We start from the raw sequence: 16,163 nt of genomic DNA on the forward strand, positions 1-16,163 counted from the left end.
TGGCGTGGTCTCCATGTCCCTGAAAGATCCCCTGGAAGACGAACCGCGGTTGAGGCGGGCTGCCGGTCTCCATTGCGGTCTCCACGCAGGCAGCGCCCGCCCATCCGCCAGCGCGCAAGCAATGGAATGCCGGGGCGAACCGATACGGATCGACGATGGCGGCCCGCAAGCGAAATCGGACAAAGACGGACAGGCCTTTCAGCCTGCGCAGCAGGGAGAGCGCAAACCTGCCGCTGTAGATTCAAGGTACCCAGTCTCCTTCTATGAGGATGATCATGTCCCGACACTACGCAATTTGCCTCGCCCTCGGGGTGCTCGCGGGAGCTGCCTCCGCAGCCGCGCTTGCAGAGGAACGCGTCTACGTCGCGCCGGGGGCTCCCGTCTACGTCGAGCCGGCGCCGGCGCCAGCGCCGCCAGTCTATGAACAGCCGCCGGTGGTGGTGCGGCCGGAGCCGACCGTGATCATCGGCTGGCACGGCGATCGCTATTGGGACGGCAGCCGCTGGTGGGAACGCGAGGAGTGGAGGCGCCACCGCTGGCATGAGGAACACGAAGAGCATCACGGCCTGCGCGACCGCGACTGAGTCTTACGCCGGCTGTGCGGGCGGCGCGTGAACGGCGCGGCCGGTGATTCCGCGGAGATTCCGGATTGCCGGCCGCCGCGTGAGGCGGCGGTGAGGCAGGCGTCGGGGGTGCATGCCTCCGCTGTGGCGCCGCGGGCGGTCGGAGCGGCATCGTCGCCTGCAAGCCGCAGCGGAGGTCCCTTGCCGGCCCTTGCCGGCTATTCGTTGATCCAATAAGGCCGCTCGCCATAGTAGGCATGCACGGCCAGTCCCCATTCCGACTGTGCCATGGCCGGCCAGTGGTTCTTGTCGAAGCCCGGTGCGTTCTTGATGGCTTCGGATGGCTGATGGATGCGGAAGCACTTCGCATCCGTATCCAGCGTCAGCGAGCTCCAGGGCAAGGCGTGCAGCTTGTCGCCGATGCCGAGGAAGCCGCCGGTCGAAAGCACCGCATAGGCGATGCGCCCGCTACGCACATCCAGCATGATCTCGGCAATGCTGCCGATATCGACCCCATCGCTGGCGTAGACCTTGTTGCCTTCCAGCGTGGAGGCCGCCATCACGTCCGGGCCAGGACCTTCGCCCACTCCGCTGCCCGTAATCTCTGCACCGGAGGCGCCGGGCACATTGGCTGGATCTCGAATCGCTGCACCGGGAGCGCCGGGCACATTGGTTGGATCGTGTTGCGTCATCTTCCTCTCCTTGCTGCGGACCGTCCCGGCATCGTCCGACGCCGGCCCGGCGGCCCTGCGTGACGTCCGCCGCAAGCTATGTGCCATCCCGCTTGTGCCAGCGGGGCCAGGGCGGCGGGGCGTCTGCGGCGATACCGGCAAGACAGGCGCCTGCAATTCTTCCACGCCGGTGCGGAGATTTTTACCGCGCCCCTCGGCTTCCTCACCGGCTTCCTCACCGCCTTCCTCATGGCCCCCTCATGGCTCTGCCCCGGCTGCGATCTCGCCAGCCGCCGACAACGGCACGCCGCGGGACCGCGCTCGCCTTGGCACAGGGCACAGGGACCCGCCGGCCTCGCCGATGGATGGCGCAAGGGGTGAAAAAGCGGCCCGGAGTACCGTTCGCCGCTGCAGGCGGAAGCCCTGGCCCGCGCCTGGCCTGAACCTTGCGCGTTGGCGGGGGTCTCCCACTCCGGTACGGGCGCTGTCCCGTCACGCCAGCCATGCCACATTCCCTACGCCACGCGACCGGCGGCCGCAGCGGACGCCCGGCGCAAATGGCCGGCGCGCGCCCTCCTCGCCGGCGGGCCGCCGCCCATGACGCCACCGATGACGCCACCCATGGCACCACCCATGACGCCACCCACGACGCCACCCATGACGACCCCGGCCCGCCCTGCAGGATCAGTGTGGTGGTGCTGACCCATAACCGCTGCGACGCCTTGCGCCACACCCTGCGGCAATTGACCGAGTTGCCGGAGCGACCGCCCATCGTGGTGGTGGACAACGCCTCCTCCGACGCCACCGTGGCGATGCTCGCCGCGGACTTCCCGCAGGTGTCGCTGCTGCGCGCCCCGGCCAACCTGGGCGCGGCGGGCCGCAACCTCGGCGCGGCCGCTGCCTGCACGCCCTACGTCGCGTTCTGCGACGACGACACCTGGTGGCACCCCGGTTCCCTTGCGCTCTCGGTCGCACTGCTCGAGCGCCACCCCACCATCGGCGCCCTGAGCGCGCGCGTGCTGGTGGGCCCGGAATGCCGCGACGATCCGACCTGCGTGCGCATGGGCTGCAGCCCGCTGTCCTCGGTAGGCCTGCCCGGGCGCGCCATACTCGGTCTGATGGCGGGCGCCACCGTCTTCCGCCGCGAGGCCTTCCAGCAGGCACATGGCTACCATCCGCGCTTCTTCATCGGCAGCGAGGAAAGCCTGCTTTCCCTCGACCTTGCCGTCCTCGGCTGGACGATGGTCTATGTGCCGGAGCTGGTAGTCCACCACCATCCGAGCCCGTTACGCGAAAGCGAGCGCCGCCACCAGCTCACCTTGCGCAACGCCATCTGGTGCGCCTGGTTGCGCCTGCCGGCTTTCCAGGCCGCGAGCGCCAGCCTGCACGGCCTGCCCGAGCTATGGCGCCAAGGCGGCTGGGCCGCCTGCCGCGACCTGCTGCGGGGCGTGCCCTGGGTGTTGCGCGAGCGGCGCGTGGTGCCACCACGCGTGCTGGCCATGCAGCAACTGGTGGCGCGCTGAGCGACGCTGAGCGACCGCCCCTGCGCCGCGGCACGGCGCCCGCGCCCGGCAGGCCGCACAGCGGGCTGTGCGAACGCTTCGGCGCCTTCGGCTTCGGCTTCGGCTTCGGTGGCTTCAGCGGCCGGCGGCCTTGCGCGGCGGGCAACGCTCGCTCGACCTGGCGGGGGCAGCCGCGAGCGCCGCCTGGCGCGGCACGGTCACGGCCAGCACCACCACGCCGGCTTCCACCGTGCAGGCGATGGATTGGCGGCCCGCCTCCACCAGCATCCGCAGCACCAGCGCGCTGATGCCTTCGCGCTCCCTGCGCGCGGTCTGCTGTGCCTCGCGCTGGAAAAAGCGCGCCACCCCCTCGCACCACGCGGCGCAATGGCTGGCGCCCACGCCGGGCTGGATTTCCGCGCGCAGTACGAGATCGGCGCCGCGGATCTGCGCGCGGATCCGCAGCGTGGTATCCACGCCGGCTCCGGCAGCCGCGAAGCGCACGAAATGCCGCGCCAGCGCGTCGGCCCATTCCCGCGGCCACGCGACCGTGCCGGCGAGGCCGCTTTGCCCGCCTGCCGCACCCTCCCCGTCCTCGGCGCCGGCCACCTCGATCGCCACTCCGTGCCGCGCGGCGGCGTGGCGGGCCTCGGCCACGGCACCGGCCAGCACGCAGGCCATATCGAACGGCGCCGCTGGCGCCGCCCGGCGGCCCGCCATCAGGCAGGCCAGGGCTTCGATATCCACGGCCAGGTCGACCTGCTGCTGAATCGCACCACGCAGCGCCCCGCTGGCACGCGCAAGGGCCTGGTTGCCGCCCGCCTGTTCGAGCAGGTAGCACCAGGTCTGGGTGACGTTGACGGAAGAGCGCAGGTCATGCGCGATCTGCTCCAGCAGCCGCGCCAGGTCATCGCCGGACACCGGCAGGCCGGCAGGCTCGCGCACGCTGGGCGGCGGCGCATGGTTGTGGGATGTGGGCATCACGCTTGCAGGTTTGCTCCGGGCAGGTAGCGGGCGCGCAGGGCCGCCGGCCTCCGTTGCCCGGCCGGCAGGCGCGACGATCTCCTCGCCCGATTGATGGAGCTGCAAGGTTCGTTCCCGCCGGCGCCGGCAGCTGGCGTGATTCACGCACGCGCGGAACGAGCCGGTCTGGCGAGAAGGCGCGCGAGGCCAGGAAGGAAGCGCGGCAAGCATCGGGAAACGCGCGGCGGACCACGCCGGCGGACCCGCGCATCTGCGAACCCGCGACGCGGCAGGTCAGGTCTCCTCCCGCACGGCGAGACCGACCGAGGACAGCAGTGCCTTCAATTGATGCAGCTCGACCGGTTTCACCAGGTGGGCATGGAAGCCGGCGGCGCGCGTATCGATGTGATCCGAGGCCTGTCCGAAGCCTGTCATGGCGACGAAGACCGTGCCTGCCAGGCGCGCCTGCGCACGCAACGCATCGAGCAGGCGGAAGCCGTCCATGACGGGCATCGCGAGATCGATCAGCGCAAGCTGCGGTGGCGGGCCCGCGCTCGCCTCGATGGCACTGGCGCCGTTGTAGAAAACCAGGGCTTCCTGCCCCAGGGCCTGCAGCAGCAGGCCCAGGCTGTCGGCCGAATCGCGGTTATCGTCCACCACCATGACGCGCAGCGTCGAGCCGGTGAGCCGCTCGCTGATGTCGTCCTCCTCCGGGCGGGGCGGAATGTAGGGCAGGCGTACCACGAACGTGCTGCCGCGCCCGGCCCCCTGGCTGAGGGCGTGCACCGAGCCGCCATGCAGCTCCACCAGCGAACGGCACAGGGACAGGCCGACGCCCAGGCCGCTGCGTTCGCCGTCGGGCACCGTCTTGTGCTGCACGAACAAGCTGAAGATCTCTTCGAGCGCATCGGGATGGATGCCGCATCCCTGGTCCACCACGCAGATCTCGATCTGCTGGTCCTGGATGCGCGCTTCCACGCGCACCACCGTTCCCGGCGGTGAGAATTTTGACGCGTTGGCGAGTAAATTCTGCAGAACCTGGACGAGCCGGGTGAGATCGCCGCGAAACGGAATGCCGTCGGCCGGCAAACGCAGCGCCACTTCCTGACGACGCGCGTCGAGCATCGGCCGCGCGGCCTCGACGGCCCGGGTGACGATGTCATGCAACTCCACGTTGCGCACACGCAGGCCGATCTTGCCGGAGATGACGCGGCCGACGTCGAGCAGGTCGTCGACGAGGCGCGCGAGATGACTGGTCTGGCGATCGATCATGTCGCGGCACATGGCGACGTTGCCTGGCAGCCTGGGCTCCAGGCGCAGCAGGTTGACGGCATTGCGCAGCGGCGCGAGCGGGTTGCGCAGTTCATGCGAGAGCGTGGCGAGAAAGCCGGACATCCTGCGGCTGGACGTTTCCAGCTCCTCCAGCCGCTTACGGTCGCTGATATTGCGCACGACCTTGGCGAAGCCCTTCACATTGCGCTGCTCGTCGTAGATCGCCGTGATCGTCACATTGGCCCAGAACTGGGAACCGTCGCGCCGCACCCGCCAGCCTTCGTCCTCGAAGCGCCCGGCCAGCGAAGCCTGCTCGAGTTCATATTGCGGCCAGCCCTTGTCGCGCGCCTCCGCGGTATAGAAGATCGAGAAATGCCGGCCGATGATCTCATCCGCGCAATAGCCCTCGATCTGCTCCGCGCCGGGGTTCCAGCTCGCGACGTAGCCGCCTTTTCCCAAGGTGATGATGGCGTAGTCGCGGATCGCCCCCACCAGCGTCCGGTAGTGTGCCTCCACGGCGTCCCCGGGGTTCCCGCCTCCCTGCGCCCGCTTCGTCTTGTCTTTCGGATCCATCGTCGGAGCACCTTCGCCTGTGTTCGTCATTGGCGCTTGCCTCCCCCGCTTCGCTGACCAGGCAGTCGTTCCGCCCCGGCCAGCACGGAGCGGAACACCATCACCTCGCGGGAGGAAGCGAGGCCGGTCCCCGAGGGTCACGGGCACCACCCATCGGGACGAGCGCCCACCGGCTCCCGCGCACAGCCGGCTCTTTCCCTCATGTTCGAAGCAAGACATATTCCAGCGTTGCCCCTCGCCATGCTGGCATGCCCCTTGCGGAAGCCGGACACGCCGGAGCGAATGCCATGGCGGCAGCCGGGAACCGGGATCTTGCGCATGCGGTCAGCGAAGCGACGGCGTTCTGCCGTTCCTGGCCAGCGGCGCCGCCAGGCCCGGCAGCCCCGTTTCGCCCGCCATCACCGGCCTGCCCGGCAGTTGCGGCCAGGCGGCCCGATCCCTGCACCGGAGGACTACCATGACACCGACCCCCACCCTGGCACCCCGCCACGCCTTGTTCGCGACCACGCTGCCCCGGGATGCCGCCGAGGGCGTCTTCGCCCGCCTGAACCCGCTGCTGGCGGATGTGTTCACGCTCTATATGAAGACCAAGAACTTCCACTGGCATATGTCGGGGCCCCATTTCCGCGACTATCACCTGCTGCTGGATGAACAAGCCGCGCAGGTCTTCGCCATGACCGACGATATCGCCGAGCGGGTGCGCAAGCTGGGTGGCGCCACCCTGCATTCCATCGGCGACATCACACGGCTGCAGCGCCTGCGGGACAGCGAGCAGCACGGACTCGCCGCCGGCGATATGCTGCTGGAGCTCCACGCCGACAATCAATTGCTGGCCGCCTCGATGCAGGAGGCGCACGCGGTCTGCGAAAAGCTGGGGGACGTCGCCACCGCCAGCATGCTCGAAGTCTGGATCGACGAGGCACAGCGACGCGCCTGGTTCTTGCGCGAAGCATGCCGCTGAGGGCAGCTCCCGCCCCCCGGCATTGGCATCCCGCCCCGCAGGAGAGCTCCGATGGCACCATGGGAACGCTGGACGGTCCTTCTGTTCGGCAACGGCACCGATCTCGCTTGGTGGCAGTACGGTACGCGGACGGTGGTGGTGTTCGTGTGCCTGTGGGCGCTGTTGCGCGTCGCAGGGCGCCGCAATTTCGCCCAGCATACGTCCTTCGATCTCTGCGTCACGTTGTTGCTGGGCGCCATCCTGTCCCGGGCCGTGGTCGGCGCCAGCAGCCTGGCCGGCACCTTGGCGTCCTCGCTGATCCTGGTGCTGTTGCGGCGCGCGGCCGGCCTTCTCGTGTTGCGTTCCGCGCGCTTCGACGCCTGGTTCAGCGGACAGGCCATCGAACTCGAAGCGGCGCACCGGCTCATCGGACGTGGCTGCCGGCGCGGCATGGTCAGCGAGCAGGACATACTGGCCGGCCTGCGCCATGCCCTGCACACGGAAGACCTGGACGGCATCAGCCGCGTCGTACTGGAACGGGATGGCAGGATCTCCTTCGTGCGCGGGCGTGGCGCCCCCGGGCATGGCGCCCCGGCCGGCGCTTCGCCGCCGCATGAGACGCGCGCCCCCGGTCCTGCGAGTGGAATGGATCTTGCGCGCATGGGAGGCGGGTGCGCGGGGCCGGCAGATCCGGCGTGCCGACACGACAGCAAACAGGAGAACGCGATGCAGCAAGCGCAACAATCCCCGCAACCGGCACGCGGGACCAGGCCCTGCGTTGCCGATGCCATGACCCGCGATCCGGCCTGCCTCAGCGTCGAGGACACGGTGAGAAAGGCCGCGATGATGATGGCGGACATGCGCGTCGGTGCCATCCCGGTATGCGACGGCAGCAAGCTGGTCGGCATGCTGACCGATCGGGACATCATCGTGCGCTGCGTGGCCGGCGGCAAACCCGCCGATACCTTGATCGTGCGCGACGCCATGTCCGCGAACCCGCACTGCTGCCGCGAATCCGACCCGGTCGAAAGCGCCAGGCAGACCATGGAAAAGGCCCAGGTACGGCGGCTTCCGGTGGTCGATGCCGACCACCGGCTGGTCGGCATCGTGTCGCTGGGCGACTTGGCCACCCGTGTCGGCGACGGCACGGATTGCGGCCATACGCTGGCATGCATCTCCGCGCCGCCGGCACAGGCGGGCTAGCCCGCACGCCGCGGGAGAATTCCCGCCCTTCACGAGGAATCACCATGCAGGCAAGGCACGTACATGTCATCGCGGAACGCAACGTCGGCTGGAAGATCCAGACCGAGGGATCGTCACCGTCCAGCGAGGTCTTCGAAGACCGGGATGAAGCCATCAAGGTCGCCGGCGAGCAGGCCAGGCGGGAAGGAGTGGACCTCTACGTCCACGGCCCGGACGGGCGCATCCGCGACCATCGCTCCTATGCTCCGCTGCACCGGCCCTTCCGCAGTTAGTCCATTACGCCAGAGACCAACGCAGCCGAGCGCGCGGGCGAGCGGCGGTGCCCCCGGTCCGTGGGCCGGGCGCAAGGCGCGCGCATCGCCCCGCGATGGCGCGCCTTTGCCATGACGCAGGCGACCCGGAGGCGCGGCGGGACCTCTCGAATGACACCGTGGACTCGCCGTGGACTCGCCGTGGACTAGCCGTGGACTAGCCGTGGACTAGCCGTGGACTATGGCCGGCGCCAGATCCGGGCGCTGAGCCACACCCCGTACAGCGCGGCCGCCACCGCCACCGTGCCGAGCACGCAGTTGATCACGTCCCTGGTACGGCTGAGCAGCAGGATTCCCTCGCGCAGGGAGAACAGGACCAGCAGGGCGGTGACGATACCGTCGACCAGGCGGACGGGCTCCGCGTGCGCGCCGGTCGCCATCGGCTCGCCGGCAGCGCCGGCGACCGGGCCAGCCGGTTCCCCCTCGATCCACGGCTCTTCGATGCGCTCGTTGCCGGTCGGCGTTCGTGCCGGCCCCCCTTTCCAGTTGTCGCCAGGCCATGGTGCCGCCATCGCTGTCTCCCGCGGGGAATATCCATCGCCCGGGCCGGCGCGCCGCCCCTGCCGGCACGGCCCGCCCCGACGGCCGGCACGGCTCTGCGAGTTGCCGGCAGTACCAGCTTTGCAGCAAACGGTATGCCAAACGGCGTGCCAGAGGGTGTGCCAAAGGGTGTGGCAGACGCGCAGGACAAGGGATGCGCTCACCGGGTGTGCCGGTGGCCGGGCCGGCAAGCGTGGTGGCCGCCGTGCCGGCCACCACGCGGCTCCGCGCGCCTGCATCGGAAAATTTTCCAGGCCCCGCTTGCAAGGCTTTCCCGGCCTGCCGGAACCCCTGTGACCTCAGCCGTCCGCGCGCCTGGCTGGCCTGGGCGAAGCCCCGCGCCGGCCGCCACGCGCGCGCGCGGCCGGACATCGCACCTTGCCGGGCAAGGCGGGCGCGGGCAAGGCGGGCTCGCGCCCCGCGGCACGGAGTATGCATGCGCAGGGCGAAGGACCTTTCCATCACCGGCAGTGCAAGGAGACCAGCATGGCTCAAGATCACCGCAGCGCGTTCCGGAGGCACGAGAACGCTCCCCCCTACACCGGACAGGACGACGAGCAGGGCAATCAGTCCGCGCACAGGCCACATCGGTACAGCAGCGGCAGCTCCTACACGGACGAACGCGAAGGCGACTTCCCCGCGCGCGAGGCTTACGGCAGCGGTGCGGGCAGCGAATCGGGCTGGCCCGAGTCCCCGGCAGAGCAGGGCGGCCGCCGCCCGTATCCGTATCGCGACCGCGGGCGGGACTCGCGCGAGTACGGCCACGGCTACGACTACGAACGCAGTCCTTCCGGCTACACGCCTGGCTACACGCCTGGCAATACGTCCAGGCAGCGCGCGCGCCCCTGGTACGAGGAAGAAGGGTTGGACGAAGCATCGGGCTGGTCGGATGTGTCGATGGCGGTCACGCCTTCCGGCCCGCAGCGCCGGCACCCGGAGAACAGGCCGGGCCGCTGGCAGGAAACGCCACCGCGGCGCGTCGCGCCGAAGGGATACCAGCGCTCCGATGAGCGCATCCGCGAAGACGTATGCGAGCGCCTCGCGTACTGCGAGGGCATCGACGTCAGCGATGTTTCGGTCGAAGTCGACGGCGGCATGGTCACCCTGTCGGGAAGCGTCGCGCACCGCGGCGAGAAGTACACCATCGAAGACGTTGCCGACGACGTGTTCGGCGTCAAGGAAGTCAGCAACCAGATCCGCGTGCGGCGTGAGAGCGGCGGGCCGTCCGCGTCGTCGCGATGGGGCGCCAGCGCTACGTCAGCCTCGTCGACATCCCCGGGCAGCACGGCCAGCGGCCAAGCCGGCGGCCCGGAGGCTGGAAAGCACGACGTGCCCCCGCCCGGCCGCGACGCGGCGGGCAGCGCGACGCGGCCGGGCAAGCCGGTGTGAGCCACGCTCGCAGCCGCGCTCGCGAGCGCGGCGAGGCGGGCCCGGAAGGGCCGGCCCGCCACGCAGCAGCAATGTCATGGCCAAGACCTCTCCCAAGACTTCCACGCCCAAGGCCCGCAAGACCCTGAGGAAGCGCTCCAGCGCGGCCCGGACCGGTTCCGTCGCTTCCGATCCGGGCCCGGCCGGGCCGGATGACGTGGAAGAGGCCGCGCAACTCGAGGACGGCCTGTCGCTGCGCGACCACTTACGGCATCAGGCACCCGGCGACGACCCCTTGTTCGACGAGACTTCCCACGCCGCCGAAGCCCTTCCCGCCGATGTGCCGGTAGACAAGGCCGACCAGACCGACCGGAGGGTCGAGGTGCCACCGGCGGAGGCCGGGCTCGAGACGCAGGAGAGCCAGGTGGAAAGCGCACAGGGGCTGGAGGCCGAAGTCCGGGGCGAACCCGCGCCGGCAGGACCGCCGCGCAAGGCGGCGGAGGCGGATAGCGGCGCCGGCACCGGCGGGAAGGCGTCCACCGGCAGGCGCGGCGTACGCGGCGGCAAGCGGCGCCAGGCGCGCGCAGGTCGCCAGGCCCCCACGCACTAGGCGGGCAGGCTTGCCGCCTTGAATCGTTTCCAGAGGCAGCGCAGTTCCTCTTTGTCTGCGCCAACCCTTCCCGCGATACTGCCACGCGCATAGCCGCAGCCGGTCGCCAGCTTCCGCCGACCGGCCGCCAGGCGGCGCAGTAAGGTCTGCGCCACGGTCATGTCATTGAGCCAACCCAGGTCATCCTGCAGGTGCCCCAGATGCTCGCGGTAGCGTCCCGCCTTTTTCGCGGGCAGCAGTGCATCGAAGAACGCGGTCGCATAGCGCAGCTTCTTCGCCGCGATGCGGGCACGATGGCGCTTGTGCTCGTCGAGCTTTGCCATGCCCCGCCCGCGCTTGAGCAGCTTGCGTTGCCGTTTGCGCAGGATGGTCCGCGCAAAGGCCCTGACCGGCGCGGCAAGCTCGACACGCTGCGCCTCGCCGGCATCCTGGCGCCAGCCCGCGCTTGCCAGCCAATGGCTCAGCGTCAGGATCAAGCGCGTGTAGCGCTCGGAGTCCACCGCATGCGCGGCGACTTGCCGGTCATGGGCTGAAACCGCCTCTGCGGCGGCCACCACCGCGTCTGCGCCCACATCCTCCGGCGCGTCACTGAAGGCGTCAGGCAAGGTCGAAGTGGCCAGCACCTCCCAGTCCCGCGCGGGGCCCAGCTGGTCGGCGATCCACCTGAGCTCCGCCTCGAGTGCGGGCGGGCAGGCCAGCAGCGGCCGGAAGAGATCCAGCGCCGAGCGCAGGCGGCGCAAGCCGACCCGCATCTGGTGCACGCCCTCCGGATTGATGCCATGGATCACGCAGCGTTCGTTTCCCGAGATCTGCGCCAGGCAGTTGCGGGCGATGCGCAGGAAAGCGGCTTCCGTCGAGTCATCGTCGGCAAGCTTGAGAGGCTGGGCCCGGACCACGACATCCGGCTCGTCGACCACCAGCGCATAGCCGTGGTCACCCTTGCTGGCGCGGCTCAGCCGCATCGGCATCACATCGAGCAGTTGCAGGGCCAACGCGGACAGTTGGGCCGGCTGTCCGGCCTGGATCTCCAACTCGAGCTCGCGGATCGGCGCCGTGGCACCGTTCGCGCGGATGACCCCGCGGTCGACGGCCAGTTCGACCTCATCGCCCTGGCGCAAGCGCAAGCGCATGACAGTGCGCTCGACGTCCGTGATGAAGATCGGACTCAGGCAGCCGGCCAGGGCGCCATCGCGCAGCAGCATGCCAAGCGCGGTCCCCTCCGGCACTTCGTCGCGCAGCGCAGAAAGATCGGGGGTGCTGCCGGAGATGGCATGCTCGTATTCTTCCCGCTCGTAGACTCCGCCATGCTGCGTGCCGGCGGTCTTCAGCGTCTGCACGAAGTGTTTCCCCGCCTGCCGCACACGCAGCGACGCATGAGCCCGCCGGAAGTCCAGGTCCGGCGTGTCGAAGTACGTGCTCACGAGCCTGTCGCGGTGCGGCGGCTTCACGCGCGAGGAAGAGAGCAGGGGCAGGCCGAGCAGTGGCTCGACGCGGTCCTGCAGCAATTCGAGCTTCAATTCGCGTTCCACGTTGGCGCGCTGGGCCGGATCTCCGAGTTCGGCGAAGACGCGAGCCTGCACCGCGTTCATGACCCCGAGGATCTGATCGCTGGTCGGGCCGCTTGCCGTCACGCCCCTGGCATCCTTCGGCTTCGCGCCGGGCGGATCGAACACGAAGACCGTGTCGAACCTGCCGGCCGACTCCTTCTTCAGGCACCGGTTGAGCGCCTTCAGGTACCGTATCTTGACCGTCTTGGACATAGGTGCAGCCCCCCTGATGCAACATTGCTGGAGCCGGGTCCCGGCTCACTGTAGCGGCCGGTGGACCGCAGCCGGCACGCTTGCCGGGCCCGTCGGCTAGTGTTCGCCGGGGCCCTGGCGGGCGTGCAGCACCGCAGCCAGCCATTCATTGCCCGCTTGCGACAACCGGGCCATGTGCCGTTCCCGCGTTCCGCGCACGATCAGTTTGTGGCGTTCGAGCGTGGTGAGGTCGTCCGCATTGAGCCATGCGGCTTCGCCGCCGGATTGCAGAACCAATAGCGCGGCGAGTTCATGTGCGCTGATCATCGTCGTGTCGTCCTCCAAAGCCTGAATACCGAGCAATCGGCATGCCAGGCACTGCCGGCCGCCGGCCATGCCGTCCTGCCGGAATCGCGGCGCGCCGCGTGAGGCACCCGCCTGGCGGCGGGACATTCGATGGCGCGCCACGTGCGGAGCCAGTACCGGTAAATCTTGCCGCCGTCCCGGGCAATTCCTTCCGCCGGCCGGTGCCCCCCGCCCGCCCGGCACGGAGGGCCATCCCGCGCGGCGGCCCCTCGCTACCGGCGGGACTGCCGCTGGTATGACGGTTGCAGCGATGCAGGGACATGCCGCCCCGCCGCCCAGACCCAAGGAGAGCCCGATGAAGCCTCATGCCCTCGCCTGTGCGCTGTTGCTCGCCGCTGCCGCCCTGGCCGCGCGGACGCCGTGCGCGCAAACCGAGCCGCCCCGTACCGACCAAGGCCCCAAGGGCAGTCGCATCGTCGGCCCGCAAGCGCCCGGCGCTCCGCCACCGGCATCGCGCGCGGGCGCCTCCAATCCGGGCGGACTGGGCAGGACGGAGGCCGATATTCCCGTCGAGCCGGCCACCGGCATCAAGCCCGCTTCCGCAAGCGCCGGCCGCAACGATCGCGACGGCCTGCATGGCCGGGCGCGCAAGGGAACCGGCGGGGCCGCACCGGACCAGGTACGCGAACCGGATGCGCAGGGACGCTGAGCGCGGGAACGAAGCTTGCCTGTCCCATGGCCAGACGCGGTGCGCGCGGCCGACGCGGCACTGCGGATCGTTCGACCAGCAAGGAGACCGCTCCATGACCGAAAAGTTGAAGCAACACGACACTGCGCACCGCGCAAGCGACACCGGGCCGAGCCCGATCGAGCTGCAGCGCGCCCTGAAAGGGGTGGACTATCCAGCCAGCAGACAGGCACTGATCGAGCAGGCCACCAGGGCAAAGGCCGGCAAGCCGATCCTGCGCGAGCTGGAACGGTTGCCGGACAGGCGCTTCGAGTCGCCCGCCGAGGTCTCGCGCGAGATCGGCAAGATGCATTGAAGGCGCGCATCGGCGCAGCCTTCCTCCACCACAGATCATTGACCACAGATGCCGGAGCAGATGATGAGAATCCCGTATCGAATCCAACTTGCCACCTTGGCCGCATTGCTCGCCGTTGCCGCGGGCGCCTCTGCGCAGACGTACGGCGCTCCCGCCGACAACCGTAGCAGCGGCTACAGCAGCGGCACGACGGGCGCTGATGGCACCTCCGGCTCCAACCAGCCGATCACCGACAGCACCGTAACCACCAAGATCAAGACCAAGCTGCTCGCGACCAAGGACCTCAAATCGACCGGCATCCACGTCGTCACGAAGAACGGCATGGTGACGCTGACCGGCAGCGTGCCCAGCGACGCGGAACATGCGACCGCCTTGCAGGTGGTCCGTTCGGTCGATGGCGTGCGTGATGTGAACGACGAACTGAACGTGCAAGCGCGCTGAGGCGCGGCCGCCCGGGCGGCTGACCCGCCCATTGCGTCAGGGACGGCGCCATCCGTCCCTGCTGGCGTCTGCAGCCGGCGGCGGCGCGCGGCGCTCAGCCGGCCACCTCCCGCAGCGCGGTATCCCAGTCGGCGACAAAGCGTTCGATGCCGAAGCGCTTGCGCGCCGTGCGCATGCCCTCGCGCCCCAGTTCGCGGGCGAACTCGGGGTCTGCCAGCAAGGCGCGCATGGCCCCGATCAGCACTTCCGGCCGCGTGTCGGCAATGCCGTTGACGCCGCTGCGGATCACGGTCGCGACTTCCGTGACCGCCAGCGCCACCACCGGCATGCCGATCGCCATGGCTTCCACCAGCGCCAGGCCGAGGCTGGTATAGCGCACCGGATGGAAGAAGAAGCGGTAGTGCGACAGGAAGGCCGGCAACTCCGGGTTCGGAATCTCGCCAAGGCCGCCCTCCTCCTCCGACGCCATGCCGACCAGGTCGATCGGCACAGCCTGCCTGGCCGCACGGAACAGATCCACGCCCAGTCGCCGGCCGCGCCGGCCCAGATGGTTGACCGCGCACACACCCCGTGCCAGGCCGCCGTCATAGCGGACCGCGGGATCGATCAGCACGCCATGCTCGATCACGCGGGCCGGGGTCGGACCGCTGTCCCACATCAGCGCGTTGAAGGGGGTCACATGCACCAGCAAGGTCTGCGGGTCCTGCACCGGGTGCAAGGTGGCGGTGGGATGGGCCTGCGGCGGATCGTGTTCGAGATAGATGGCCGGCAGCCTGCGCTGGGCCGGCGTCAGCCACTCCAGGCGGTCGCGATGGTAGTGGTCGCGGTGCTGGTACAGCACGCAGTCCACCTCCAGCCCGGCGAGCCGGTCGGCCGCCACCTCGTGGACGTTCGGCCCCCAGGGCAACGCGCCGCAGCGCCCGGCATAACCCGGCGGGAATCCGGGCCGGGTGACCAGGTACAGCTCATGTGGAATCTGCGACAGGTAGTACAGGTAGTTGCCGTGGACATGCCAGGTGAGGACGCGCAGGCGCTTTTTCATCCTTCATCTCCTTGCCGCAGCAGTGCCATCGCCGCGCCGACCACCGCGGCCGGCTCGATGCGCAGTGCGCAGATGTGCCCGTACGGGCAATCGTGAAAGCCGCACGGCCGGCACGGCGGCTGGTCCGCCAGCACGATGTGGCGCCCGTGGTCGAGTGGCGCCCAGCGCGCGCTTTCGCTGCCGCAGGACACCACCACGCTGCGCCCGCCGACGGCGGCACTGAGGTGCGACACACCGGTATCGTTGCAGACCAGCAGGCGGGCCCGGCGCAACAGCACGGCCAGGCTGCCGAGCGAGGTCTGCCCGCACAGGTTGACCGTGCCGGCGCCGACCGCCGCGCACAGGGTGCGCGCGAGATCGGCTTCTTCCGCCGCTCCCGTCACCACGATCCGCCACGGCTTGCGCAGGCTGCGCGCCACGGCGGCGAAGCGGTCCACCGGCCAGCGCCGGGATGGCAGGCGCGCGCCGGGATGGATGCACACATAGGCGCCGGCCGCGAGGCCGTGCGTGCGCGCCAGTTGGTCCCAGCCGGTGAAATCGGCAGCCTGCAGCGGAAACTCGAGCCCGGCACCGCAAGGCCGGTAGCCGAGGCTGGACGTCAGCGCCAGCAGGCGCTCGATCTCATGGCCGCCCGGCCACGGCAGCAGCCGCGGACCCGGTGCCGCGCTGCCTGCATGCGTGCCGAAGCCGGCCCACGCTGCCGCGCCGAACGCCCGCACGATGCGATTGCTGCGCTGGCCGCTGCCGTGCATCTGCAGCGCGAGATCGAAGCGTTCTTCGCGCATCTGCGCGAGGAAGGCGGCCAGCCGGCCGGCTGGCGCGGCCTGCTCGGGAAAGCCCGGCGCGCCCGGAAAAGCCACGAAGCGGTCGACCAGGGGACGGTAGCGCTCGACGAAGGTGCGCGCCCACGGCAGCCCGACCAGTGCAATCTCGGCGCCGCCCTCTCCCTGCCGCAGCGCCCTCAGGGCGGGCACCGCGCACAGCAGGTCGCCGAGCTGCAGCGCACGGAACACCGCGATACGCCGCCCCCTGCCTGCCGTCTCCACGCTGGTCGCGACCATGACCGTTTCCTCGTT

18 protein-coding genes are annotated in these 16,163 nt (G+C 70.0%); 10 read left to right on the forward strand and 8 right to left on the reverse strand.

Annotated features, from left to right (window positions below):
• Positions 1–275 precede the first annotated feature (275 nt).
• On the forward strand, positions 276–584 hold the full coding sequence (locus BKK80_RS34145) for a hypothetical protein (protein WP_084545936.1): 309 nt from the start codon (positions 276–278) through the stop codon (positions 582–584).
• Between the two features lie 197 nt (positions 585–781).
• On the opposite strand, the gene BKK80_RS34150 is transcribed toward BKK80_RS34145, so the two are convergent.
• Entirely contained in the window at positions 782–1,255 is a 474-nt protein-coding gene (locus BKK80_RS34150; protein WP_084545878.1) for a PRC-barrel domain-containing protein, read from the reverse strand.
• Between the two features lie 482 nt (positions 1,256–1,737).
• Between BKK80_RS34150 and BKK80_RS34155 the strand changes: the two genes are divergently transcribed.
• On the forward strand, positions 1,738–2,757 hold the full coding sequence (locus tag BKK80_RS34155) for a glycosyltransferase family 2 protein (RefSeq protein ID WP_236903885.1): 1,020 nt from the start codon (positions 1,738–1,740) through the stop codon (positions 2,755–2,757).
• Between the two features lie 114 nt (positions 2,758–2,871).
• On the opposite strand, the gene BKK80_RS34160 is transcribed toward BKK80_RS34155, so the two are convergent.
• Both BKK80_RS34160 and BKK80_RS34165 read right to left on the reverse strand, forming a co-directional pair.
• Entirely contained in the window at positions 2,872–3,717 is an 846-nt protein-coding gene (locus BKK80_RS34160; protein ID WP_071073068.1) for a hypothetical protein, read from the reverse strand.
• Between the two features lie 276 nt (positions 3,718–3,993).
• On the reverse strand, positions 3,994–5,685 hold the full coding sequence (locus BKK80_RS34165; RefSeq protein WP_236903887.1) for a PAS domain-containing hybrid sensor histidine kinase/response regulator: 1,692 nt from the start codon (positions 5,683–5,685) through the stop codon (positions 3,994–3,996).
• Between the two features lie 316 nt (positions 5,686–6,001).
• Between BKK80_RS34165 and BKK80_RS34170 the strand changes: the two genes are divergently transcribed.
• The 3 genes from BKK80_RS34170 to BKK80_RS34180 are packed head-to-tail and all read left to right on the forward strand — an operon-like array spanning position 6,002 to position 7,959.
• Positions 6,002–6,505, forward strand: coding sequence for a Dps family protein (locus BKK80_RS34170; protein ID WP_071073071.1), 504 nt, complete (start codon positions 6,002–6,004; stop codon positions 6,503–6,505).
• Positions 6,506–6,556: 51 nt separating this feature from the next.
• A complete protein-coding gene (locus BKK80_RS37665) occupies positions 6,557–7,687 on the forward strand; it encodes a CBS domain-containing protein (protein WP_236903890.1) in 1,131 nt (376 codons plus the stop codon).
• Between the two features lie 44 nt (positions 7,688–7,731).
• Positions 7,732–7,959, forward strand: coding sequence for a DUF2188 domain-containing protein (locus tag BKK80_RS34180; RefSeq protein WP_071073073.1), 228 nt, complete (start codon positions 7,732–7,734; stop codon positions 7,957–7,959).
• A gap of 218 nt (positions 7,960–8,177) precedes the next feature.
• Here the strand turns inward: BKK80_RS34180 and BKK80_RS34185 are convergent, their stop codons facing one another.
• Positions 8,178–8,510: a hypothetical protein gene (locus BKK80_RS34185; RefSeq protein ID WP_071073075.1), complete on the reverse strand. Its 333-nt coding sequence runs from the start codon at positions 8,508–8,510 to the stop codon at positions 8,178–8,180.
• 514 nt (positions 8,511–9,024) lie between these two features.
• Between BKK80_RS34185 and BKK80_RS34190 the strand changes: the two genes are divergently transcribed.
• Entirely contained in the window at positions 9,025–9,927 is a 903-nt protein-coding gene (locus BKK80_RS34190) for a BON domain-containing protein (RefSeq protein ID WP_071073077.1), read from the forward strand.
• Positions 9,928–10,003: 76 nt separating this feature from the next.
• Positions 10,004–10,516: a hypothetical protein gene (locus BKK80_RS34195; protein WP_071073079.1), complete on the forward strand. Its 513-nt coding sequence runs from the start codon at positions 10,004–10,006 to the stop codon at positions 10,514–10,516.
• On the opposite strand, the gene BKK80_RS34200 is transcribed toward BKK80_RS34195, so the two are convergent.
• Positions 10,513–12,276, reverse strand: coding sequence for a CYTH and CHAD domain-containing protein (locus tag BKK80_RS34200; protein ID WP_236903892.1), 1,764 nt, complete (start codon positions 12,274–12,276; stop codon positions 10,513–10,515). The two genes, BKK80_RS34195 and BKK80_RS34200, sit on opposite strands and share 4 nt — an antisense overlap.
• 96 nt (positions 12,277–12,372) lie before the next feature.
• Positions 12,373–12,708: a hypothetical protein gene (locus tag BKK80_RS36875; protein WP_157903396.1), complete on the reverse strand. Its 336-nt coding sequence runs from the start codon at positions 12,706–12,708 to the stop codon at positions 12,373–12,375.
• A 208-nt stretch (positions 12,709–12,916) separates the two neighbouring features.
• Between BKK80_RS36875 and BKK80_RS34210 the strand changes: the two genes are divergently transcribed.
• The 3 genes from BKK80_RS34210 (at position 12,917) to BKK80_RS34220 (ending at position 14,045) form a co-directional block, all read left to right on the forward strand.
• Positions 12,917–13,270: a hypothetical protein gene (locus BKK80_RS34210; RefSeq protein WP_071073085.1), complete on the forward strand. Its 354-nt coding sequence runs from the start codon at positions 12,917–12,919 to the stop codon at positions 13,268–13,270.
• Positions 13,271–13,364: 94 nt separating this feature from the next.
• Positions 13,365–13,604 carry a DUF2795 domain-containing protein gene (locus BKK80_RS34215; protein ID WP_071073087.1) on the forward strand — a complete coding sequence of 80 codons (240 nt, stop codon included), beginning with the start codon at positions 13,365–13,367 and terminating at the stop codon, positions 13,602–13,604.
• A 60-nt stretch (positions 13,605–13,664) separates the two neighbouring features.
• Positions 13,665–14,045: a BON domain-containing protein gene (locus BKK80_RS34220; protein WP_071073566.1), complete on the forward strand. Its 381-nt coding sequence runs from the start codon at positions 13,665–13,667 to the stop codon at positions 14,043–14,045.
• Positions 14,046–14,139: 94 nt separating this feature from the next.
• Here BKK80_RS34220 and BKK80_RS34225 read toward each other — a convergent pair whose 3' ends face one another.
• Together BKK80_RS34225 and BKK80_RS34230 are read right to left on the reverse strand one after the other, a co-directional pair.
• Positions 14,140–15,087, reverse strand: coding sequence for a glycosyltransferase (locus BKK80_RS34225; protein ID WP_071073089.1), 948 nt, complete (start codon positions 15,085–15,087; stop codon positions 14,140–14,142).
• Positions 15,084–16,148: a glycosyltransferase family 9 protein gene (locus tag BKK80_RS34230; RefSeq protein WP_071073091.1), complete on the reverse strand. Its 1,065-nt coding sequence runs from the start codon at positions 16,146–16,148 to the stop codon at positions 15,084–15,086. The genes BKK80_RS34225 and BKK80_RS34230 overlap by 4 nt, the downstream gene beginning before the upstream one ends.
• Positions 16,149–16,163 lie beyond the last annotated feature (15 nt).

It is taken from the genome of Cupriavidus malaysiensis (assembly GCF_001854325.1).
Classification (GTDB): domain Bacteria; phylum Pseudomonadota; class Gammaproteobacteria; order Burkholderiales; family Burkholderiaceae; genus Cupriavidus; species Cupriavidus malaysiensis.